Here is a 20736-nt window from a genome sequence, read left to right on the forward strand (position 1 = left end):
CGCGCGGCGCGCCAGATGCAAAGGGGCGCACCGCCGCGCGGGCAGGGCGCGCTACCCTTTCTTAGCCTTTCACGCGGTCGCGCATGGCCAGCGTCCTGAGGCGCAGGGCGTTGAGGCGGATGAAACCCTCGGCGTCGCGCTGGTCGTAGGCGCCGCGATCGTCCTCGAACGTCACCAGCCTGTCGTCGTAGAGCGAATGGGCGCTGGCGCGGCCGACGACGATGACGTTGCCCTTGTAGAGTTTGAGGCGCACCGTGCCGGCTACCTTCTCCTGGCTCTTATCGGCGAGCGCCTGGATCATCTCGCGTTCGGGCGCATACCAGAAGCCGTTATAGACGAGCTCGGCATAGCGCGGCATCAGCTCGTCCTTCAAATGCGCGGCGCCGCGGTCGAGGGTGAGCGATTCCATCGCCCGATGGGCGGCAAGAAGGATGGTGCCGCCCGGCGTCTCGTAGATGCCGCGGCTCTTCATGCCGACGAAGCGGTTCTCCACCAGATCCACGCGGCCGATGCCGTTGTCGCGGCCGAAATCGTTGAGGGCGGCGAGAAGCTCGTGCGGCTTCAGTGCCTTGCCGTCGAGCGAAACCGGATCGCCCTTGTCGAAGCCGATCTCGATGATGGTCGCCTCGTCCGGCGCCTCTTCGGGCGAGACGGAGCGCTGGAAGACATAGGCGGGCGGCTCCTCGTTCGGGTCCTCCAGCACCTTGCCCTCCGAGGAGGAGTGCAGGAGGTTGGCGTCGACGGAGAAGGGCGCCTCGCCGCGCTTGTCCTTCGGCACCGGGATCTGGTTCTTCTCGGCGAAGTCGATGAGGTCGGTGCGCGAGGCGAACTCCCATTCCCGCCAGGGCGCGATCACCTTGATGTCGGGATCGAGCGCATAGGCCGTCAGCTCGAAGCGCACCTGGTCGTTGCCCTTGCCGGTCGCACCGTGCGCAATCGCGTCGGCACCGGTCTCATGGGCGATCTCCACCAGTCGCTTGGCGATGAGCGGACGGGCGATGGAGGTGCCGAGAAGATAGACGCCTTCATAGAGCGCGTTCATGCGGAACATCGGGAAGACGAAGTCGCGCACGAATTCCTCGCGCAGATCCTCCACGTAGATTTCCTTGATGCCGAGCATCTCGGCCTTCTTTCGGGCCGGCTCCAGCTCCTCGCCCTGGCCGAGATCGGCGGTGAAGGTGACCACCTCGCAGCCATAGGTGACCTTCAGCCATTTGAGGATGATGGAGGTGTCGAGGCCGCCGGAATAGGCAAGCACCACTTTCTTGACGTCGGACATGAAAAGCTCGGGAAGAGGGTTGCGTGTCGGGCGCGCACTATAGGCAGGGGCGAGCGGCGCGCAAGGCGTGGAAAAAGCCGCTGGAGCGGTCGCTTTCTCAAGCGTGGCGGCGCTTCGCCCACCGGGCCCGCAGGCGAGCCGCAAGCGACCGTGCCGAGCGCCCGAGGCGGGCGATGCCCGCCTCCAGCCTTTCGTCGAGACCGGGCTGGAAGCGCCTCAGGATGGGCTCCTTCAGAAGCAGCATGACAAGAAGCGTGATCAGCCAGGCGATGAGGACGTCGCTGAGGAAATGCCCGCCCATGGCGACCCGGCTCCAGGACGCGGCGGCGGCGAGGGCGAGCGTGGCAAGGAGTACCGGCGCCTTCATCGCCTTCGGCACGAGGAAGACGAGCGCCACCAGCCAGAAGGCAGAGGCGGCCTCGCCGGAGACGAAGGAGCAGTTGGAAAGGCAGGAGCCGGCGAAATCGCCGACGCGGGCGAAGATATCCTCGCCGCCGAATTCGGTCAGATGACGCGGCCGCGGCCTTCCCGAATGCTCTTTCAGGATGCCGTTGACGATGAGGCCGGGGCCGATGGCGAAGACGAGATAGAGATAGAGCGGCACGCGCGGGGCGATGAGAAGCCGGCTCTCGGGCCAGACGAACTTGAGAAGCAGGGGCAGGCCGACGACGAGCGCCACCAGGATCTCCACGCCGCGCGCGAAATCGCGAACGAAGAGAGCGAAGCCGGAGCTCGTCCCGGTAAAGCTGTCGCCCGTCCAGAAGGCGCGCGAGGCGGCAAGGTCGAGCGCGGGGAAGAGAGCAAAAAGAAGCGTGGCGGCAAAGAGCGCGGCGAGGGCGGCGAGCATGGGCCTGCGCTTCGTCCAGCGGGCGAAGCTCGATAGCTGCCGAGGCAGACGGATGGCGGAGCGTCCGAATTGCATGCGGCGAAATGCGCCAGACGGCCTTGCCTGGTCAAGCGGTGTTGCTTAACCGGCATCGGGGCTCATCTGAGACTGCCAGCTCGTTGGACGGGGGGCGCCGTCGATCTTAAGCGAGACATGAGGCACAAGCCCGCACCTGACGCACCTGCCCACTTTGCGCTTCCGGCTCCGCGATGACGCGTTCAAGTTCTTCGCTGGCGATGCCAGCTTCGGGTGAGAGCCGATTGGCGATGGACAACCCTCAGATTTCGGGAGGAGACCCCATGAGCAATAGCAACGCAGCAACCTTCCGCGCAGCGCCGCTTGTCGTTCCGCTCGCTCTTGCCGTGCCGTTGGCGATGGTTTGTGCCGCAGGCGCCCGGGCCGACGATGAAAAGCCGAACATTGCGGCGCAGGAAGCCTCCGGCACGTCTTCCTGCCAGGGCGCGCCGTGCCCGCCTCAGGTCAAGACCACGCGCCCCGGCAGCGTGCAAAACGGCAACATGCAGCCTTCTGGCCCGAGGACCGACACGACGGGCGGCACCGAGGGAACCTTCGCGGATTTTGAGCGCTGATTGAGGCTTTCGGCACCTCGTGGGCGGTGTGGGCGCGTTGCTGTGGTTGCGCCCTGTCTCTTGTGAAGGAAGCGCTCTCCTGGGCTGAAGAGCCTGAACACGTTCCGGGTGGTCGCGCTTCAGTGAAAGCGGCATAAGGCAGGATCGGAGGATGCCCATGGACTTCATACCATCGCTCGGCGTGCTGGCCGCCTTCACGCTGGCGGCGGCCGTCCTCATCGTCACGCCCGGCCCGGACATGACGCTGTTTCTCTCGCGCGCCCTCACCCAGGGCAGGGCGGCCGGGCTCGCCGCCATGTTCGGCGCCCTTTCCGGCATTGTCGTGCATACGATGCTCGCCGCCTTCGGCCTCTCGGCCCTGCTCGCGGCCTCGCCGCAGGGCTTCTTCCTCGTCAAGGCGGCGGGCGCCCTCTATCTTCTCTTCCTCGCCTATCAGGCGCTCCGCCACGGCTCGGCGCTGACGCTGGAGACGAGCCTTCGGGGCCGGCAATCGCTGTGGAGGAGCTGGGCGGCGGGGCTCGGCATCAACCTTCTCAACCCGAAGATCGTGCTCTTCTTCGTGACCTTCCTGCCGCAATTCGTCTCCGCCTCCGACCCGCATGCCGGCGGCAAGCTCGCCTTTCTCGGCTTTTACTTCATCGCGCTTGCCATTCCCTCCTGCGGGGCGATGATCCTCGCCGCCTCGCAATTCTCCGCGGCGCTGAGGCGCTCCCCGATGATCTCGCGCGGGGTCGATTACGCCTGCGCCACCATCTTCGGCGCCTTCGCCCTGCGCATTCTGACGACGCGTCCGGGCTAGGCTCAGGGTGAGGCGAGATGGCGAAGGTGCCGGAGCTTCAGACGCGGCGGCTCGTCCTGCGGCCGCTCTCGCTCGACGATGCGCCGCAGATCCAGCGGCTTTTTCCGCGCTGGGAAGTGGTGCGCTACCTCAACGCGGTGGTGCCCTGGCCGTATCCTGAGGATGGGGCGCTCACCTATATCCGCGATGCGGCCCTGCCGGCGATGGCGCAGGGGCGCGAATGGCTGTGGACGCTGCGGCTCAAGGATCGGCCCGGGGAGATCATCGGCGTCATCGGGCTGAAGGATAGCGAGGAGGATCAGCGCGGCTTTTGGCTGGCGCCGCAATGGCAGGGAAAGGGCCTGATGCGGGAAGCGGCGGACGCGGCGACCGATTATTGGTTCAAGGTGCTGGGGCGCCCCGTCATGCGCGTCTTCAAGGCGGTCGGCAATGAGGGCTCGCGGCGTATTTCCGTGCGCCAGGGCATGCGCTTCGTTGGGATCGTGGAGCGCGACTATGTGAGCGGGCGGCTGGCGACCGAGGTTTGGGAGATCACCCGCCAGGAATGGCTGGGGCGGCAGCGTTGAGGCGGGCGGTTTTGGCCTCTTCGGAAAGCCGTTCCTTCAGCCAGGCCTCAAAAAGCCTCACCTTGCGCGGTGGCGGGGGCGTTTGCGGATAGACCAGGAAGTAGCTCCATCCGGAGGAGGCGGTGAGCGCGAAGGGCTGGACGAGGCGCCCGGATGCGATCTCCTCGGCGAAGAAGGCCGGCTCCAGGATGGCGACGCCCTGACCCGCCATGGCCGCGCGAGCCGCCAGATACTGGGTGAGAAGCTGCAGGCCGGGCTTTTCGGCAAGGTCGCCGGCATCGATGCCCGCGGCGGCGAACCAATCCTGCCACCAGGGGTCGACCGGTTCGATAAGGGGCAGCTTCAGAAGGTCGGCAGGGGAGGGGTCCGGCCCGAGCCTTGCGGCGAGGGAAGGGCTCAGCATCGGCGCAAAGACCATGTCGCGCAGCTTGTGCTGGGCAAGCCCCGGCCAGTTGCCGTGCCCGGCGCGGATGCCGAGATCGATCGCCTCGCGCGGAAAATCGACGGCACGGTTAGTCGTCTCAAGCCGGACGGCGATCTGAGGATGCGCAAGCTGGAAGAAACCGAGGCGTGGCACCAGCCAGGTCGTGGCGAAGGTGGCGACGGCGCTAATCGAGAGGATCTCCTCCTGGCTTTCCTTGAGGGTCGCAAAGCCCTCGCGCAGCTCTGCGAGCGCGCGGGCGGTGAAGGGCGCCAAGCGGGCGCCCGCCTCCGTCAGTTCCACGCCGCGTGCCTGTCGGGTGAAAAGCCGTGTTTCGGCCCATTCCTCCAGAAGCCGGATCTGATAGCTCACGGCGGCCTGGGTCATGGCGAGTTCCTCCCCCGCCGCGGTGAAGTTGAGGTGCCGGGCGGCCGCCTCGAAGACGCGGATCGTGGAAAGCGGCGGAAGCGCTGAAGCCATTAAGACACCTTATGTTACGATCCAGATTATTCGTTGGATCGCCAGCGGCTTCAAGCGCAGATTGGGGCAGTCATGTCTCTAATTGAAGCGTTCTTATGACCCTCGACCTGCGCATCGGCGGGCGGCCATCGCCGTTCGTCCATAGAATAATTCAATGGCTCAAATGGCCTTGGCCGGTCCAGCCGGGCACCGCTCCGGCGCAGCTTGATCTGGACGAGACGAACGAGGGCAGAAAGCGCGATCTCGGCCTCATCGACGGGCGCGCGCCTCGTCGGCGCGACCCGATGCGCGATTGAGCCGGTTCAGGCCGCGAGAGGGTAGGCCTCTTCGACGATATAAGGTCCTCCGCCCTTGGAGGCGCGTGAGGAAAGCAACACGAAGCGGCCGACCTTGAACGGCGGAGTGCGAAAATCGCCGCGCAGCGTCAGATAGGCGGCCACCTCCGCCTGACTTGCCGTCTTCAGCCGGGCGAGCGTGACATGGGGGGTGAATTTGCGCCGGTCGGGCTCAAGGCCGAGGCGTTGGAGACGGCGCTCCAGATCCGCCTGCAGTTCCTTCAGTTCCTGCGAGGGCGCGACGCCGGCCCACAGGGAATGCGGCTTCCTGGAACCGAAGGAGCCGAGCCCGGCGAGCGCCAGCTTGAAGGAGGGGCGGCTCACCCTGGCCAGGGTGCCGGCAACTTCATGGGCGATGTTGTGGTCGACATCGCCGATGAAGCGCAGCGTCATATGGTAGTTCTCTGGATCGATCCAGCGCGCGCCCGGCAGGCCGCCACGCAGGAGCGAAAGGGAGAAAGCGATGTCGGCGGGAAGCTCCAGAGCGGTGAAGAGACGAGGCATGACGGGTCTCCTCTGTCGTCGCCGCCAGGCCCTGCGGATGGCGCCGATGCGCGAATCACCGGCCAGCGAAGCGCGAACCCATTGTAAGGGCACAGACACGTCGGAAAGAAGGGGGCGCAGAAAAAAGGCCGGACGTACCGGCCTTTCAAGGTGTACCTCTGGGGGATTGAACCATACGCGGAACAATGCCGACGTGGCGAGGAACGAGGCTGGGGGCATTCCTTCCCCGCCTTGTCGGAATATGAGGCAATACTGATCATACGAAGGAGGATGGCGCGCCAAAGGCTGAAATCCGGCGACAATATGATTTCTGTCTCGCCCATCCATCGCTCCCGTGAGGCATGAAGACCAGCCCTCGACAGCCGGGTGCGGGCGCACGCTTTGCCACTCTCTCCTTGCCTTGCAGCTTGACTTGCCGCTTAAATGGCATGCCGCGCAGGAGGTTCGCTTTGAGCGAGACAGAAGACTGGTCTAGGGCCGCGCTGCGGGGACAGACCGCAGCGCGCGCAAGCTCTTTCAAAGGCGCCGTCGCCTTCCATCGGACGGAGCTTGACGCCATCCTCCGCATTTACGGCAAGCGCGTCGCCGAGGGCGAATGGCGCGATTATGCCATCGATCATCTCGCCGACAGGGCGATCTTCTCCATCTTCCGCCGCACCAGCGAGATGCCGCTCTACAGGGTGGAGAAAGTACCGGCGCTGGCGCGCAAGCAAGGCGCCTACCGGGTGGTGGCGCCGGGCGGCACCATCCTCAAGCGCGGTCACGACATTGCGCAGGTGCTGCGCATCCTCGACAAGCCGAAGCTGCGATTGGTGGCGGGCTAAGGCGGCGCCGGGTCAGAGCGGCGCACCAGGCTCCCTGTCGGGGCTCGTCGTGTCGCCCTTTCCGAGCGCCTTCTGCATCAGGACGGTATCGAGCCAGCGGCCGAACTTAAAGCCGGAGCCCTTGATGTTGCCGGCATGGGAAAAGCCGAGCGCTTCATGCAGGCCGATGGAGGCGGCATGGTTGGCACCGTCGCCGATGACAGCCAGCATCTGCCGGAAGCCGCGGCGTTCGGCCTCCTCAATGAGGGCGGCGAGGAGAAGGCGGCCGACGCCCCGGCGATGGGCGGTGCGGTCGATATAGACGGCGTCCTCCACCAAATAGCGATAGGCAGGCCGCGCCCGGAACGGGCCGGCATAGGCGTAGCCGAGGATGCGCCCATCCTTCTCGGCCACCAAATAGGGGTGGCCGCCGGCGGTGACGGCGCGCAGCCGCGCCAGCATCTCCGCTCCGTCCGGCGGCTCAAGCTCGTAGCTCGCCGCGCCGGTCAGCACCGCGTCGGCATAGATGGCCGTGATGGCGTCGATGTCGCTCTCGCGCGCCGCGCGGACAAGGATGTGGTCTGCCCCGTGCATCACGGCTTCGATAGCGCAGGGGCGTCCACCGGTCGATAGGCGTGGATGCCTCAAATCCGGGCAGAGGTGCGGCAAAGAAAAACGGCGCCCGAAGGCGCCGTTTCCGAGGGTACCTCTTCTTCTCCCTACGCCCGGAACCTTACTCTCGGTTGCCGAGGAACTGCAGGAGGAACATGAAGAGGTTGATGAAGTCGAGATAGAGCTGCAGGGCGCCCATGATGGAGGCGCGGCCCGCGGCCACGGTATCCCCGGCCACATAGTCGTAGGTGTTCTTCAGCCGCTGCGTGTCGTAGGCGGTCAGGCCCGCGAAGAGCAGCACACCGAGGACCGAAACGGCGAATTGCAGCGCCGAAGAGGCCAGGAAGATGTTGACGATCATGGCGATGATGATGCCGATGAGGCCCATCATCAGGAACGAGCCCCAGCCCGAGAGATCCTTCTTCGTGGTGTAGCCCCACAGGCTGAGCCCGCCGAAGGCGGCCGCCGTGATAAAGAAGGTCTGCACGATGCTCTGGCCGGTGAAGACCAGGAAGATCGTCGACAGGGAAAGGCCCATCACCGCGGCGAAGGCGAAGAAGACCACGCGCGCAGTGGCCGGCCGCATGCGGTTGATGCCGGCGGAGAAGCCGAAGACGAACAGAAGCGGGGCGAACATGACGAGCCACTTCAGCGGGCTCGCATAGATCGCCTGGCCGAACGGCGTCAGCGCCGCGCCGCCGGCCGTCTGGTCAACCGCGAAGTAGAAGGTCGAAAAGGCCGCCACACCGGTAATGGCAAGGCCGAGAGCCATGTTGTTGTAGATGCCGAGCATGAAGGCGCGCAGACCCTCATCGATCCCGGCACGGGATACGGTGCTCGTGCGATCGACAGTCTGATACTGCCGGTCGTATTCAGCCATCGAAGAATTCCTCCTCTTGGGGTATTCCGCTTCACTCACAGATGGAGCGTCGGCGCGAATATGGCAATGCTTCCCTCGCCCCACAAGGGCTGATGGCGTGGGAAACGTTAAGATTGTGCAAGCTCGTCCGGCGATGAAAGGTCCTAGAGATTGCGCAGGAATGGCGCCGGGCGCACTGAAAGGATACGCCAGGTGCCTGCAAGGCCGAGACCGACGGTGACGAGGAGCGCCACGGCTGCCGCCGCGGCGGCGATCCAGGGGAACAAGGTGAAGTCGAGCTCCATCAGGCCGGAGACGACGAAGAAGGCGGCGCCGGCGCCGGCAAGCAGCGCGAAGATGCCGGTGGCGAGCCCGAGAAGGCCATATTCGAGCGCGAAAGCGCCCAGTAAACGCCGGCGCGTGGCGCCAAGCGCCTTCAAAATCACGGCATCCTGGCGGCGTTGGCGATGGCCGGCGGCGAGCGCTCCGGCGAGCACCAGCATGGATACGATAAGCGCCAGGGAGGCGGCTACCCGTACGGCGAGCGCCAGCTGGCGGACGATGGCGTTGACCGCCTCGATGGCATCCTTCACCCGCACGGAGGTGACCCCCGGAAAGGCCTCGGTCACGGCTCCGAGCACGGTGCCGGAAAGCGCCTCCTCGCTCCCCTCCGGCAAGGCGAGGGTGGCCAGATGCGTGTGCGGCGCTCGCGAAAATGTGTTCGGCGAAAACACCATGACGAAGTTGATGGCGAGCGATTCCCACTCCACGGAGCGGAAATTGGCGACCCGCGCCGTGACGTTGCGGCCAAGGACGTTGACCGTCACCGTGTCGCCGAGATCAAGACCGAGACCGCGGCCAAGCTCGCCGTCGAAGGAGACAAGCGGCTCGCCCTCGTAGCCTGCCTGCCACCATTCCCCCTCCTCGATCTCAGAGTTGCGCGGCATTGTCTCAGAATAGGTGATGCCGCGGTCGCCGCGCAGGACCCAGCGCGCGCTCTCCTCCGCCTCGACCTCGCCGGCCGGCACCTCGTTCAGCCCCACGATACGTCCTCGCAGCATCGGCTCGGTCTGGATGCGGCCTTCCGGTGCCGTGTCGCGGAGAAGCGTGAGGAAGGCCTCGCGCTCGCTGCCCTGAATGTCGACGAAGAAGAAATCGGGCGCCTTCTCGGCGACGCGGCCGGTGAGCTGGGTGCGAAGGTTGGTGTCGATGAGGGCGAGCGTGACGAGCAGCGTCAGGCCAAGCCCGAGGGAGAGGACGACGCTTGCCGTCAGCGCGCCGGGACGCTGGATGTTGCGGATGGCAAGGCGCAGTGAGGTCGAGCGGATGGTGCCGGCATTGCGGGCGGCGGCGATGATGGCGACGGCGATGAGGCGCAAGACGAGAAAGGCGGCGACGACGCCGAGAATGAAATAGAGCGCCACTTCCCGGTCGACGGCAAGCAGAACGGCAATGGCCCCGAGAGCGACAAGCAGCGCAAGCTGGGCGAGGCGGATCGACCAGGACGGGCCGGCGCTGAAATGCGCGGCGCGGTCGGCGAAAAGGCTCGCAGCCGGCAGATCGCGTGCCCGTCCGAGCGGCCAGAGCGAGAAGGCAAGCGCAACAAGAAGGCCGTAAAGGGCGGCGAGCAGCAATTCGCGTGGATAGAAGGTCGGCGCGGCGGCGACCGGCAGGATGTTCTTCAGCCCGGCAATGGCCGCGAAGGGCAGCGCGGCGCCGATCATGAGACCGACGAGGATGCCGAAGCCGGCCAGGATGAGGATCTGCAGAAGATAGGTGGCGAAGACGAAGCGCCGCGAGGCGCCCAGGCATTTCAAGGTAGCAATCGCCGGCCGCTTCAAGTCGACGAAGCTCGCCACGGCATTGGCGACGCCGACGCCACCGACGACGAGGGCGGTGAGACCGACGAGCGTCAGGAACTGGGCGAAGCGGCGGATATTCTCCGACAGACGCGGCGAAGCGTTGTCGCGAGCACGGATGCGCCAGCCGGAATCGGGAAAACGCGTCTCGGCCGCTTCGCGGATTTGGCGCAGTTGTTCGTCGGAAGCCTCCGGCAGGACGAGGCGGTACTCGTAAGTGACGAGGCTGCCGGGGCGTACGAGACCGGTTTCACGGAGGGTTTCACGCGAAACCAGAAGCCGCGGGCCGAAGCCGATGCCATCGGAAAGCCGGTCCGGCTCGTAGGCGATGACGTCGCGGATTTCCACCTCGGTGCCGCCGAGGGTGATGCGCTCCCCCGGGGTAAGGCCGAGGCGGTCCATCAGCTCCGGCGCCGCGACGGCGCCGCCGATGTCGTTCTCGGCGGCGAGCGCCTCGGAGAGCGCCCCGCCGCCGCGAAGGCGGAACTCGCCGAGCGCCGGATAGTCCGGCCCGACGGATTTCAGTTCCACCAGCGCTTGGTCGGCGCCGTCCGGCAGCCGGGCCATCGCCCGCATATTGGCGACCAGCGAGGGCTCGCCGCCGGCCATCTTGGTGAGGAAGGCGCGCTCCTCTGCGCTCGCTTCGCGGTGGATGAGGGAGAAGCTGAGGTCGCCGCCCAGAATGGTGCGACCCTCCGCGGCGATACCTTCGGTCAGGGCGCGCGAGACGGAGTTGACGCCGGCGATCGCCGCGACGCCGAGGGCGATGCAGGCGAGGAAGACATAAAATCCGGAAAGGCCGCCGCGCAATTCGCGCAGGGCAAAGCGCAAGGGCGTCGGCAAGGCGCTCATGCGGAGGTTTCGGCGACGGCGCGCAAAGGCTGCCGCGGCGCTGCGGCCTCCGGCTCGATATGACCGGCGGAGATGCGCACGGTGCGGTCGCAACGGGCGGCAAGCTCGCGGTCATGGGTGACGAGAAGCAGCGTCGCCCCATGCTCGCGCGAGGTCTCAAACAAGAGATCGGCGATCTCTCGGCCGGTGTCGCCGTCCAGATTGCCGGTCGGTTCGTCGGCGATCAGGATCGCCGGCCGCGTCACCAGGGCGCGGGCGATGGCGACGCGCTGCTGCTCGCCGCCGGAAAGCGCTGCCGGGTAATGCGTCAGGCGCTGGCCGAGACCGACGCGGGCGAGCATGGCCTCGGCGCGGGAGAAGGCGTCCGTCTCTCCAGAGAGCTCCAGCGGCACGGCGACATTCTCCAGCGCCGTCATGGTCTGCATGAGATGGAAGGCCTGAAAGACGAAGCCGATCTCGCTGCCGCGGAAGGCGGCAAGCGCGTCCTCGTTCATGCCGGCATAGTCGCGGCCGGCGATGACGACGCGGCCGGTGTCGACGCGCTCCAGCCCGGCGACGACCATGAGCAGCGTCGATTTTCCCGAACCGGAAGGCCCGACGAGCCCGACCACCTCTCCGGCCGGGATGGAAAGGCTCGCGCCGCGCAGCACATGCACGCGCGAGCGTCCGCTGCCGAGCGTCAGCTCAGCCTTGTCGATGAAGATCGCCGGTTCACGCAATTGGTCCAAGCCCTATATCCGCCCCGTCCAGTCCAGCCGCGGATATGGTGCAGCCATGACGACATTCAAAGCTTTGCCGGCATTCGCGCTCGGCCTCGTGATCGCCGCCTTCGCCGGCATGGCGGCTTCTGCCGCCGCCAGCGAGAAGGTAAGGATCGTCGCCCTTGGCGACAGTCTGACGGCCGGATACGGCCTTGCCCCCGGTGAGAGCTTCGTCGACCGGCTTCAGGCGCGGCTCGGCGAGGAGGGGATCGCGGCGGAAGTCATCGATGCCGGGGTCTCCGGCGATACCGCCTCCGGCGGCCTTTCGCGGCTGGAATGGTCGGTGCCGGAGGATGCCGACGCGGTGATTGTGGAACTTGGCGCCAACGACGCCCTGCGCGGCGTCGATCCTGAGGTGACGCGCCGGGCGCTGACGCAGATCGTGGAAAAGCTGCAGGCCCGCGGTCAGGCGGTGCTTTTGGCCGGCATGCTCGCCCCGCCGAACCTCGGCCCGCAATACGAGGCGGAGTTCAATGCCATCTATCCCGATCTCGCCGAGACGACCGGAGCGCTGCTCTATCCCTTCTTCCTGGACGGCGTCGCCACCGAGGCCTCGCTCAACCAACCGGATGGCATCCATCCGACGGCCGAGGGCGTGGAGGTGATCGTGGACGGCATCCTGCCGAAGGTGAAGGAGCTGATCGAGCGGGCGCGAAAAGGCGAGACAGCGGACGGCTGAGCTTCAGCCCGCCGCGCTTGCCACGACGGTGGCGGCGCCGAGGATGGCGCCTGGGCCCTTTTCCTCCTCAACCTGGAGGAGCACGGCGCAGCCGATGTCCTCGCCGGCCATGATCTGGTCGGCCGGAAGCAGAAGGGTGAGCGGGTCGCCGTCCCAAAGGCCGATGGGCTGGCTCGTCTTCACCACATTGCGATAGGTGACGGTGCGGCCGTTATTCTCGCCGCCGCGGATCGGCACGGTGGCCTTCTGGCGGAAGGTGACGAAGCGCACGGCGACCGAACGGCCTTCCGGCGCGGCGCCGGCGCCGATTTCGATCTCCAGCTTCCCGCCCGATTTGCGAATTTGGATCGGCACCGGCAGCTTGGTCGCGGCGATGGCTTTTGCGACCGCCTGCCGGTCGGAGCCGACGAAGGCGGCACCGCCATTGACGACCATTTGCGGCGTATAGACCTTGCCGTCGCCGCGGGCGGCGGCATAGGCGCGCTCGCGCTCCGAATTCTCCGGGCGCGCCAGCGTGTCCTTCCAGCCGAGATAATCCCAGTAGTCGACCGGCAGGGAGAGGGCGATGACCTCCTCGCGGTTGGAAAGGTCGGCGAGGAATGCATCCGCCTCCGGGCAGGAAGAGCAGCCCTGGCTGGTGAAAAGCTCCACGACCGCCTTGGGCGCCTTGGCCTCGCCCGCCAAGGCGGCCGGGGCAAGGCCGAGCGCCAGGAGAAGGCCGAGGCCGGGCAGAAAGGCGAAGCGGAGCTTGGCGGCGTGCGGGAGCGCGAAGCGCAAGAAGGGTCGTTGCATGGCGATGCGCAGTATCGTCTTCCCGCTTCAAGGCGCGACTCACAAGCGGGTGAAGTGACACCCTTGTGAGCCGGGGTGAATTCGGCCTCCGGCGCCGATGCGTCGGAGGCCTTTATTCGCCCGTCAGGCCGCCTGCTTCTCGCCCACGAGGTTGCGCAGGACGTAATGCAGGATGCCGCCGTGGCGGTAATAGTCCAGCTCATCCTCCGTATCGATGCGCACGTCGAGCGGCACCTCTTCGGTGCGGCCGTCGGCGAAGGCGATCTTCGCCGTCACCTCGCCCTGCGGACGAATGTCCTTCAGCCCGGCGATAGAAACCTTCTCCTCGCCGGTCATGCCAAGGCTCTTCCAGTTCGTCCCATCCTTGAAGACGAGCGGCAGAACGCCCATGCCGATGAGGTTGGAGCGGTGAATGCGCTCAAAGCTCTCGGCGATGACGGCCCTGACACCGAGAAGCCGCGTGCCCTTGGCCGCCCAGTCGCGCGAGGAGCCGGTGCCATATTCCTTGCCGGCGAAGACGACGAGCGGCACGCCCTCTTCCTCGTAGCGCATGGCGGCATCGTACATCGCCAGTTCCTCGCCGGAGGGATAATGGCGGGTGACGCCGCCCTCCACGCCGTCCAGCATCTGGTTCTTGATGCGTATATTGGCGAAGGTGCCGCGCATCATCACCTCATGATTGCCGCGGCGCGAGCCGTAGGAGTTGAAGTCGAGCGGGCGCACCTGGTGCGAGACGAGGTACTCGCCGGCGGGGCTGTCACGCTTGATGGCGCCGGCAGGCGAGATGTGGTCGGTGGTGATGGAATCGAGGAAGAGGCCGAGGATGCGCGCCTCCCTAATATCCTCCACCGGCTTCGGCGCCCGGTCCATACCCTCAAAGAAGGGCGGGTTCTGCACATAGGTTGAGGTGGGCGGCCATTCGTAAGTCATGCCGCCCTCCACCTTGATCTGACGCCAATGCTCGTCGCCCTTGAAGACGTCGCCGTAGCGGGTGCGGAACATCTCCTCGGAGATAACCTCGCGGACGATATCTGCGACTTCCTTGGTGCTCGGCCAGATGTCCTTCAGGTAGACCGGATTGCCGTCCTTGTCCTTGCCGAGCGGATCCTTGGCGATGTCCTTGCGCATGGAGCCGGCGATCGCATAGGCGACGACGAGCGGCGGCGAGGCGAGATAGTTCGCGCGCACATCCGGGTTGACGCGGCCTTCGAAGTTGCGGTTGCCGGAAAGCACCGAGCAGGCCACGAGATCGTTCTCCGAGATGGTCGCGGAGATTGCCTCCGGCAGCGGGCCGGAATTGCCGATGCAGGTGGTGCAGCCATAGCCGACGAGATCGAAGCCGAGGGCGTCAAGATCGTCCTGCAGGCCGGATTTATCCAGATAGTCGGTCACCACCTGCGAGCCGGGGGCGAGCGAGGTCTTCACCCAGGGCGGCACGGAAAGCCCCTTCTCGCGTGCCTTCTTGGCGACGAGGCCGGCGGCGATGAGGACGCTCGGATTGGAGGTGTTGGTGCACGAGGTGATGGCGGCGATGACGATATCGCCGTCGCTCAAATGGAAATCGTGACCATTGACCGGGTAGCTCGGCACCGGATCCATGATGCCTTCCGCGCCCTCGTCGACATAGCGCGACTCGCCGAGGCTTGTCGGGACTTCGCTGGAATTCCTGGCGCCGCCTTGCAAGTCGTGCAGCGCTTCCTCGAAGGCGCGCGAGGCGTCGGTGAGCGCCACTCGGTCCTGCGGCCGCTTCGGTCCGGCGAGCGAAGGCACGACGGTGGAAAGGTCGAGGCTCAAAGTGTCGGTGAAAAGCGGGTCGGGCGTGTCGTCGAAGCGGAACATGCCCTGCGCCTTGGCGTATTCCTCCACCAGCTTGACGCGGTGCGGATCGCGGCCGGTGGCGCGAAGATATTTCAGCGTGTCGTTGTCGATGGGGAAGAAGCCGCAGGTGGCGCCGTATTCCGGCGCCATGTTGGCGATCGTCGCCTGATCCTCCAGGGAGAGGCCGGAAAGGCCCTCGCCGAAGAACTCCACGAACTTGCCGACGACGCCCTTCTGGCGGAGCATCTGCGTGACGGTGAGCACGAGGTCGGTCGCCGTGGTGCCCTCCGGCAGGCGACCGGTCAGGCCGAAGCCGATGACTTCCGGGATGAGCATGGAGATCGGTTGGCCGAGCATGGCCGCCTCAGCCTCAATGCCGCCGACGCCCCAGCCCAGAACGGAGAGGCCGTTGACCATGGTGGTGTGGCTGTCGGTCCCCACCAGCGTGTCGGGGAAGGCGTAGGTGACGGTTGCGCCGTCCTCGGCCTCCTCGCGCGTCCAGACCGTCTGGGCGAGATATTCCAGGTTGACCTGATGGCAGATGCCGGTCCCCGGCGGCACGACGCGGAAGTTCTGGAAGGCTTCCTGGCCCCAGCGCAGGAAGGTGTAGCGCTCGCCGTTGCGCTGGTATTCCATCTCCACGTTCTTCTCGAAGGAATCGGGCGTGCCGAAAAAATCGACCATGACGGAATGGTCGATGACGAGATCGACCGGCACGAGCGGATTGATGACCTTGGGGTCGCCGCCGAGCTGCGTCGTGGCGTCGCGCATGGCGGCAAGATCGACGACGGCGGGAACGCCGGTGAAGTCCTGCATCAAGACGCGCGCCGGCCGGTAGGCGATCTCGCGCGTGGAGCGGCGCTTCGCCAGCCATTCGGCGACCGCCTTGATGTCGTCGGCGGTGACGGAGCGTCCGTCCTCGTGGCGCAAGAGGTTCTCCAGGAGTACCTTCAGCGAGAAAGGCAGGCGGGAAATGCCCTCAAGGCCGTTCTTTTCTGCCTCCGGCAGGGAGAAATAGGCGTAGCTGCGCCCATCCACCTTAATGTCTTTGCGGGCCTTGAAGCTGTCTAAGGATTTGGTCACGTAATGGCTCCCTCTATCACCGCCGGCAGAGCGCGGGCCATGGACGGCCAATGCGGCTCATACGACGCGGTTCCGGCGTGGCATGTCTGGAGGCCGGCGGAGAGGAGCGCCTGCCGCCGCCGGTTGCCGGGCATATAGAATATTCTGTAAGCGGAAGCCAGCCGCCCGCGCGGCACGCACGACAAAGACGCCAGAGGCGAGCACTTGCCCCTAGAAGATGCCTTCCCGCCGGTACGTCTGGCCGCCGACGATCTCGCCTGCGAGCGCGGCGGGCGGCCGATTTTCCACGGCCTCAGCTTTTCGCTCGCAGGCGGTGAGATGCTCGCCGTGGTCGGGCCGAACGGCGCGGGCAAGTCGAGCCTTTTGCGCGTCGTCGCCGGCTTGCTTTCGCCGAGCGAGGGGCGTGTCGATCTTGACACCGACGGTGAGCGCGAGACGGCGATGCATCTTCTCGCCTATGGCGACGGGCTTAGGAACGTCTTCACCGTGAAGGAGAACCTGCGCCTGTGGTCGCGGCTTTACGGGGGTGCGGCCGATGACGATGCCATGCACGAGGCGCTGGAGGAGGTGGGGCTCGGCCATGCCATGCATCTGGCGGCGCGGGCGCTTTCCACCGGCCAGCGAAGGCGGGCGGGGCTGGCGCGCCTTATCTTGTCGCCGCGACCGATCTGGCTGCTCGACGAGCCGACCTCCGGCCTCGACAAGGACGGCGAGGCTATCCTGGGGCGGATGATGGCGGAGCATCTCGCCTCCGGCGGGGCGATCCTCGTCGCCACGCATCTTCAGCTGCCCGTCGCCCCGACCCACAGGCTGGAGCTGCAATGAGCGCCTTTGCCGCCCTGATCGTTCAGACGGTCGCCGCTTCCATCCGCGCCGGCGGCGGGGCGCTGACGGGCCTTCTCTTCTTTCTGACCGTCGTTTCCGTCATTCCGTTCGGCGTCGGGCCGGACCTCAATTTGCTTGCACGGATCGGGCCAGCGGTCCTGTGGATCGGCGTGCTCCTATCGATGCTTCTCGGCCTTGACCGGCTCTTCGGCCAGGACCGGGAGGATGGGGGGTTGGAACTCGTCATCGTCTCCGGCGAATCGATGCCGCTCTTCGTGCTGGCGCGCGCTTGCGGCTACTGGCTGGCGCACGGCCTGCCGATCGTGCTCGCGGCGCCGGTGCTCGGCCTCATCCTCAATCTCTCGCCCTTGGCGCTCGGGGCGGTGACGCTGACGTTGCTCGCCGGCTCGCCGGCGCTTGCCATGATCGGCGCAGTCGGCGGGGCGCTGACGGCGGGGCTGGCGCGCGGGGGCATGCTGGCGGCAATCCTCGTCCTGCCCCTTTCGGTGCCGGTGCTGATCTTCGGCGTGGCGGCCGTCAACGGCGCCATCGCCGATCCCGATCCGTTCCTGGCGCCGTTTCTCATCATGTGCGCCTTCACGCTGTTCTCGGCCGTTCTTGCCCCGATCGCGGGCGCGGCGGCGCTGCGTCTCGGCCTCGATTGATCTGAGTCATGCCGAGGCTTGGCAAGCTATGCCATCGAGACCACATTGGCTCTTTCTCACGCGGGTTCTAAGACTGGTCTCATGGGTGTCGTCTCCAGCCTCGCCAACCCGACGCGCTTCCTCTCCTGGTCGTCGCGGCTTTTGCCGATCGTCTCCGTGCTCGCCGCGCTGACGCTCGCCGTCGGGGTCTATTGGTCTCTCTTTGTCGCGCCGCCCGATTACCAGCAGGGCGACAGCGTGCGCATCATGTTCATCCACGTGCCGGCGGCCTATCTGGCGATGTTCTGCTACGTCGTCATGGCCGCGGCGGCGCTCGGGACCTTGGTCTGGCGCCATCCGCTCGCCGACGTCTCGGCGCGGGCGGCCGCCCCCATCGGCGCGGCCTTCACCTTCCTCGCGCTTTTCACCGGCTCCGTCTGGGGCAAGCCGATGTGGGGCGCCTGGTGGGTCTGGGACGCCAGGCTTACCTCCGTTCTCGTCCTCTTCATCATGTATCTCGGACTTATCGCGCTGTGGCGCGCCTTCGACGATCCGAGTCGGGGGGCGAAGGTGGCGGCGATCCTCATCCTCGTCGGATTCATCAACATCCCGGTGATCAAGTTCTCCGTCGATTGGTGGAATACTCTGCATCAGCCGGCGAGCATCGTGCGCATGGACGGGCCGACCATCGATCCTTCCATGCTGTGGCCGCTTCTGGTGATGATCGCCGGCTACACGCTCACCTTCATCGCCCTGCATCTTGCGGCGATGCGGGCGGAGATCTATCGGCGGAGGGCGCGCACGACCGAGATGCTGATCGCCGCGCGGCCAGCTTCCACGGCGGTGCGGCCGACCGAAGCTGCGGCCACCGGCGCGCCGCCGCATACCGCTCATTGAGCTAATCCCGGAGACGTCATGAGCCATCTTCCCTACATCGTCGCGGCCTATGGGGCGACGGCGCTCGTCATCGGCGCCCTTATCGTCTGGGTGAGCGCCGATACGCGGGCGCAGAAGCGCCGGCTGCAGGAGCTTGAGAAGGCCGGTCCCCGCCGGCAGGCGCGCGGGACGGCGGCATGAGCAGCGAAGACGCGAACAACACGAGGGGCGGCGCGGCGAACAGCGTAGAAACGCCGACGAAGCGCACCGCGTCCGGGCGTTTTTGGGTGGTCCTGCCGCTTCTGGTGTTTCTGGCGCTCGCCGGGCTCTTCTACGCCCAGCTCGGAGAGGACGCCTCGCAGATACCCTCCGTTCTCATCGGCAAGGAGGTTCCCGAATTCGATCTGCCGCCGCTCTATGAGGACGGATCGGGTCTTGCCAAGGCGGACCTTTCAAAGGGCGTGCATCTCGTCAATATCTGGGCCTCCTGGTGCGCGCCGTGCCGGGCCGAGCACCCGCTCCTGATGCAGCTCGCCAAGGACGACCGCTTCAAGGTCCATGGTATCAACTACAAGGACAAGCCGGAGAATGCCCGCCGCTTCCTCGGCGCGCTCGGCGATCCGTTCGATCAGATCGGCCGCGACGAGAAGGGGCGCTCGGCGATCGAATGGGGTGTCTACGGCGTGCCGGAGACCTTCATCGTCAAGGACGGGGTGATCGCCCACAAGCATGTCGGCCCGCTCAACACCGACGCCTTCAACACCCAGTTCCTGCCGGCGCTCGGCAAGGCCATTGGCGGCGACGTCAAGATGGGCGCGGGCGAGGCCGAGCCGACGAGCTGAGCCAGCCGGCTAGGCCGGTATCCTATTCCTGAGCGGCGTCCGCCGTGCGGCGGATTTCCGCCACCAGCTCCTCGGCAAGCCCGAGGCGGGCGGCGAGCATGTCGAGATAGGCGCGCTCGGCCGGATGGTCGGGATCGATGGCAAGAAGCGAGGCCGTATAGACCTCCATTGCCACCTCCTCGCTCGACACCTTCTCCACCAATTCGCCGATGGAAAGCGGCCGGCGCATCTCGTCCATCAGGATGCCTTTTGCCTCCGGATCGAGGTCGATCTCGTCGATGCGTGTAAAGATCGCTGCCTGCTCGGCGGAGTCGATATAGCCGTCGGCCTTGGCCGCGGCGATCATGGCGGAGAGGATGAGACGGGCGCGTTCGTCGCCCTCGCGTCCCGTCGGTTGGAAAACGGTGCCTTCCGTCGCCGGCAGGGCCTCGATCTGGCGCGGCGCCTCTGGGGCATGCTGCGGGGCGACGCCAGCCTTGTTCGCCTGATGGTTCTGCCAAGCCTTGTAGGCAAGTCCTGCGACCAGCGCCATGCCGCCATAGGTGACCGCCTTCTTGCCGAGCTTGCGGCCGCGCTTGCTGCCGAGGAGATAGGTGGCAAGGCCGCCGGCCAGAGCGCCCTTCAGCGCCGAGCCGCCCTGGCCGCCGAGGAGCCCGCCGATTTGATCTTGAACCGATCCGCCGCCCGCCGCCTGGTTCAGGCCGCTTTGCCTGCCGCGGGCCTCGACCTCGCCGCCCCGCGCGGCCGAGCCGGTGCCGAGGAAATCATCGAGTAGCTTTTGCGGATCGATCATCAACGGGTCCTTTCGCCATGAGGAAGTGCCGGACCCGATATCGGAACGCACCCGCCGCTATGCAATTGCCGAAACGTTGGTGCGGCGCGAAAAGCGGCCGCTATTTCTGGCCGCCGAGCGGCTCCAAAGCGTGGCGGTTGATCAGCGGCATCTGCGTGAGGGTGAAGGCGATGGTGAGCGGCATGATGCCGAAGACCTTGAAGCTCACCCAGAAGTCGGTGGAGAAATTGCGCCAGACCACTTCATTGAGGATGGCGAGGGCGAAGAAGAAAAGACCCCAGCGGAAGGTGAGCTTCCTCCAGCCCTCTGCGTCGAGGCGGAAGACGCTGTCGAAAACGTAGCCGAGGAGGGAGCGGCCGAAAGCCAGGCCCCCGAGCAAGACGGCGCCGAACAGCGCATTGACGATGGTCGGTTTCATCTTGATGAAGATTTCGTCCTGAAGGAAGAGCGTCAGCCCGCCGAAGACGAGAACGACGACGCCGGTGATGACCGGCATGACGGCGAGCCGTCTGGTCAGCAGCCAGGAGGCGGCGAGCGCTATGGTGATCGCCACCATGAAGACGCCGGTCGCCCAGAAGATGCCGAAGCGGGCGTTGACGAAGAAGAAGACGACCAGCGGCCCGAGCTCCAGGGCGAGCTTCAGAAGCGGGTTCAGACGCTCGCGGGCCGGGTCGTCCGGCTCGCGCTCAAACAGCGAATGGTCGTCGTTGGAACTCATCCGCAGCTATGTGCGGAGCGCGGCCGGCGATGTCAATCGCGAGCCGCGCTCGCCGGCCGC

General features: G+C 66.2%; 23 protein-coding genes. 11 read left to right on the forward strand and 12 right to left on the reverse strand.

The genetic code is table 11. The features are described from left to right. Positions 1 to 61: 61 nt before the first annotated feature. Together Q331_RS0105920 and Q331_RS20245 are read right to left on the reverse strand one after the other, a co-directional pair. Positions 62 to 1279 (reverse strand): argininosuccinate synthase, encoded by a 1218-nt coding sequence (locus tag Q331_RS0105920; RefSeq protein ID WP_026379919.1) that lies wholly within the window; start codon positions 1277 to 1279, stop codon positions 62 to 64. Between the two features lie 97 nt (positions 1280 to 1376). Further along, positions 1377 to 2126: a phosphatase PAP2 family protein gene (locus Q331_RS20245; RefSeq protein ID WP_051630687.1), complete on the reverse strand. Its 750-nt coding sequence runs from the start codon at positions 2124 to 2126 to the stop codon at positions 1377 to 1379. Positions 2127 to 2464: 338 nt separating this feature from the next. On the opposite strand from Q331_RS20245, the gene Q331_RS0105930 reads away from it, so the two are divergent. The 3 genes from Q331_RS0105930 to Q331_RS0105940 all read left to right on the forward strand — a co-directional run bounded on the left by Q331_RS0105930 (position 2465) and on the right by Q331_RS0105940 (position 4120). Beyond that, positions 2465 to 2755: a hypothetical protein gene (locus tag Q331_RS0105930; RefSeq protein WP_026379920.1), complete on the forward strand. Its 291-nt coding sequence runs from the start codon at positions 2465 to 2467 to the stop codon at positions 2753 to 2755. A 157-nt stretch (positions 2756 to 2912) separates the two neighbouring features. Further along, the gene (locus Q331_RS0105935; protein WP_026379921.1) at positions 2913 to 3554 is read left to right on the forward strand and encodes a LysE family translocator; all 642 of its coding nucleotides are present in this window, start codon (positions 2913 to 2915) and stop codon (positions 3552 to 3554) included. Between the two features lie 17 nt (positions 3555 to 3571). Next, positions 3572 to 4120 carry a GNAT family N-acetyltransferase gene (locus Q331_RS0105940; protein WP_026379922.1) on the forward strand — a complete coding sequence of 183 codons (549 nt, stop codon included), beginning with the start codon at positions 3572 to 3574 and terminating at the stop codon, positions 4118 to 4120. Here the strand turns inward: Q331_RS0105940 and Q331_RS20250 are convergent. Further along, positions 4086 to 5021, reverse strand: a complete 936-nt coding sequence (locus tag Q331_RS20250; RefSeq protein ID WP_051630689.1) for a LysR substrate-binding domain-containing protein — start codon at positions 5019 to 5021, stop codon at positions 4086 to 4088. The genes Q331_RS0105940 and Q331_RS20250 overlap by 35 nt on opposite strands. Positions 5022 to 5116: 95 nt before the next feature. On the opposite strand from Q331_RS20250, the gene Q331_RS0105950 reads away from it, so the two are divergent. After that, a complete protein-coding gene (locus tag Q331_RS0105950) occupies positions 5117 to 5317 on the forward strand; it encodes a hypothetical protein (RefSeq protein ID WP_026379923.1) in 201 nt (66 codons plus the stop codon). A 6-nt stretch (positions 5318 to 5323) separates the two neighbouring features. Here the strand turns inward: Q331_RS0105950 and thpR are convergent, their stop codons facing one another. After that, positions 5324 to 5860 carry an RNA 2',3'-cyclic phosphodiesterase gene (gene thpR, locus Q331_RS20255; protein ID WP_051630691.1) on the reverse strand — a complete coding sequence of 179 codons (537 nt, stop codon included), beginning with the start codon at positions 5858 to 5860 and terminating at the stop codon, positions 5324 to 5326. A gap of 449 nt (positions 5861 to 6309) precedes the next feature. On the opposite strand from thpR, the gene Q331_RS0105960 reads away from it, so the two are divergent. Then, positions 6310 to 6684 carry a DUF2794 domain-containing protein gene (locus Q331_RS0105960; RefSeq protein ID WP_026379924.1) on the forward strand — a complete coding sequence of 125 codons (375 nt, stop codon included), beginning with the start codon at positions 6310 to 6312 and terminating at the stop codon, positions 6682 to 6684. A 12-nt stretch (positions 6685 to 6696) separates the two neighbouring features. Here the strand turns inward: Q331_RS0105960 and Q331_RS0105965 are convergent, their stop codons facing one another. The 4 genes from Q331_RS0105965 to Q331_RS0105980 all read right to left on the reverse strand — a co-directional run bounded on the left by Q331_RS0105965 (position 6697) and on the right by Q331_RS0105980 (position 11564). Beyond that, positions 6697 to 7257 (reverse strand): GNAT family N-acetyltransferase, encoded by a 561-nt coding sequence (locus Q331_RS0105965; RefSeq protein WP_026379925.1) that lies wholly within the window; start codon positions 7255 to 7257, stop codon positions 6697 to 6699. 139 nt (positions 7258 to 7396) lie between these two features. Next, complete coding sequence (locus tag Q331_RS0105970) at positions 7397 to 8155, reverse strand: Bax inhibitor-1/YccA family protein (RefSeq protein ID WP_026379926.1); 759 nt, start codon at positions 8153 to 8155, stop codon at positions 7397 to 7399. Positions 8156 to 8298: 143 nt separating this feature from the next. Continuing rightward, complete coding sequence (locus Q331_RS0105975; RefSeq protein WP_026379927.1) at positions 8299 to 10845, reverse strand: ABC transporter permease; 2547 nt, start codon at positions 10843 to 10845, stop codon at positions 8299 to 8301. Continuing rightward, the gene (locus Q331_RS0105980) at positions 10842 to 11564 is read right to left on the reverse strand and encodes an ABC transporter ATP-binding protein (RefSeq protein WP_026379928.1); all 723 of its coding nucleotides are present in this window, start codon (positions 11562 to 11564) and stop codon (positions 10842 to 10844) included. The genes Q331_RS0105975 and Q331_RS0105980 overlap by 4 nt, the downstream gene beginning before the upstream one ends. A gap of 55 nt (positions 11565 to 11619) precedes the next feature. On the opposite strand from Q331_RS0105980, the gene Q331_RS20260 reads away from it, so the two are divergent. Next, positions 11620 to 12285: an arylesterase gene (locus tag Q331_RS20260; protein WP_051630693.1), complete on the forward strand. Its 666-nt coding sequence runs from the start codon at positions 11620 to 11622 to the stop codon at positions 12283 to 12285. Positions 12286 to 12288: 3 nt separating this feature from the next. On the opposite strand, the gene Q331_RS0105990 is transcribed toward Q331_RS20260, so the two are convergent. Both Q331_RS0105990 and acnA read right to left on the reverse strand, forming a co-directional pair. Then, complete coding sequence (locus tag Q331_RS0105990; RefSeq protein ID WP_084174820.1) at positions 12289 to 13077, reverse strand: DUF1223 domain-containing protein; 789 nt, start codon at positions 13075 to 13077, stop codon at positions 12289 to 12291. 123 nt (positions 13078 to 13200) lie between these two features. Beyond that, the gene (gene acnA / locus Q331_RS0105995) at positions 13201 to 15978 is read right to left on the reverse strand and encodes an aconitate hydratase AcnA (RefSeq protein WP_026379930.1); all 2778 of its coding nucleotides are present in this window, start codon (positions 15976 to 15978) and stop codon (positions 13201 to 13203) included. A 204-nt stretch (positions 15979 to 16182) separates the two neighbouring features. On the opposite strand from acnA, the gene ccmA reads away from it, so the two are divergent. The 5 genes from ccmA to Q331_RS20270 all read left to right on the forward strand — a co-directional run bounded on the left by ccmA (position 16183) and on the right by Q331_RS20270 (position 19165). After that, positions 16183 to 16803, forward strand: coding sequence for a heme ABC exporter ATP-binding protein CcmA (ccmA, locus tag Q331_RS0106000; protein WP_026379931.1), 621 nt, complete (start codon positions 16183 to 16185; stop codon positions 16801 to 16803). Beyond that, a complete protein-coding gene (ccmB, locus tag Q331_RS0106005; protein WP_026379932.1) occupies positions 16800 to 17468 on the forward strand; it encodes a heme exporter protein CcmB in 669 nt (222 codons plus the stop codon). Before ccmA ends, ccmB begins: the two co-directional genes overlap by 4 nt. A gap of 81 nt (positions 17469 to 17549) precedes the next feature. Beyond that, positions 17550 to 18344 (forward strand): heme ABC transporter permease, encoded by a 795-nt coding sequence (locus tag Q331_RS20265; protein WP_051630695.1) that lies wholly within the window; start codon positions 17550 to 17552, stop codon positions 18342 to 18344. 18 nt (positions 18345 to 18362) lie between these two features. Next, on the forward strand, positions 18363 to 18524 hold the full coding sequence (gene ccmD / locus Q331_RS0106015; protein WP_026379933.1) for a heme exporter protein CcmD: 162 nt from the start codon (positions 18363 to 18365) through the stop codon (positions 18522 to 18524). Further along, positions 18521 to 19165 (forward strand): DsbE family thiol:disulfide interchange protein, encoded by a 645-nt coding sequence (locus tag Q331_RS20270; RefSeq protein WP_051630697.1) that lies wholly within the window; start codon positions 18521 to 18523, stop codon positions 19163 to 19165. The genes ccmD and Q331_RS20270 overlap by 4 nt, the downstream gene beginning before the upstream one ends. 22 nt (positions 19166 to 19187) lie before the next feature. On the opposite strand, the gene Q331_RS0106025 is transcribed toward Q331_RS20270, so the two are convergent. Both Q331_RS0106025 and Q331_RS0106030 read right to left on the reverse strand, forming a co-directional pair. After that, a complete protein-coding gene (locus Q331_RS0106025; RefSeq protein WP_026379934.1) occupies positions 19188 to 19958 on the reverse strand; it encodes a tellurite resistance TerB family protein in 771 nt (256 codons plus the stop codon). Between the two features lie 100 nt (positions 19959 to 20058). Then, a complete protein-coding gene (locus tag Q331_RS0106030) occupies positions 20059 to 20676 on the reverse strand; it encodes a septation protein A (RefSeq protein WP_026379935.1) in 618 nt (205 codons plus the stop codon). Positions 20677 to 20736: the final 60 nt, after the last annotated feature.

This window comes from Afifella pfennigii DSM 17143 (assembly GCF_000688515.1).
Classification (GTDB): domain Bacteria; phylum Pseudomonadota; class Alphaproteobacteria; order Rhizobiales; family Afifellaceae; genus Afifella; species Afifella pfennigii.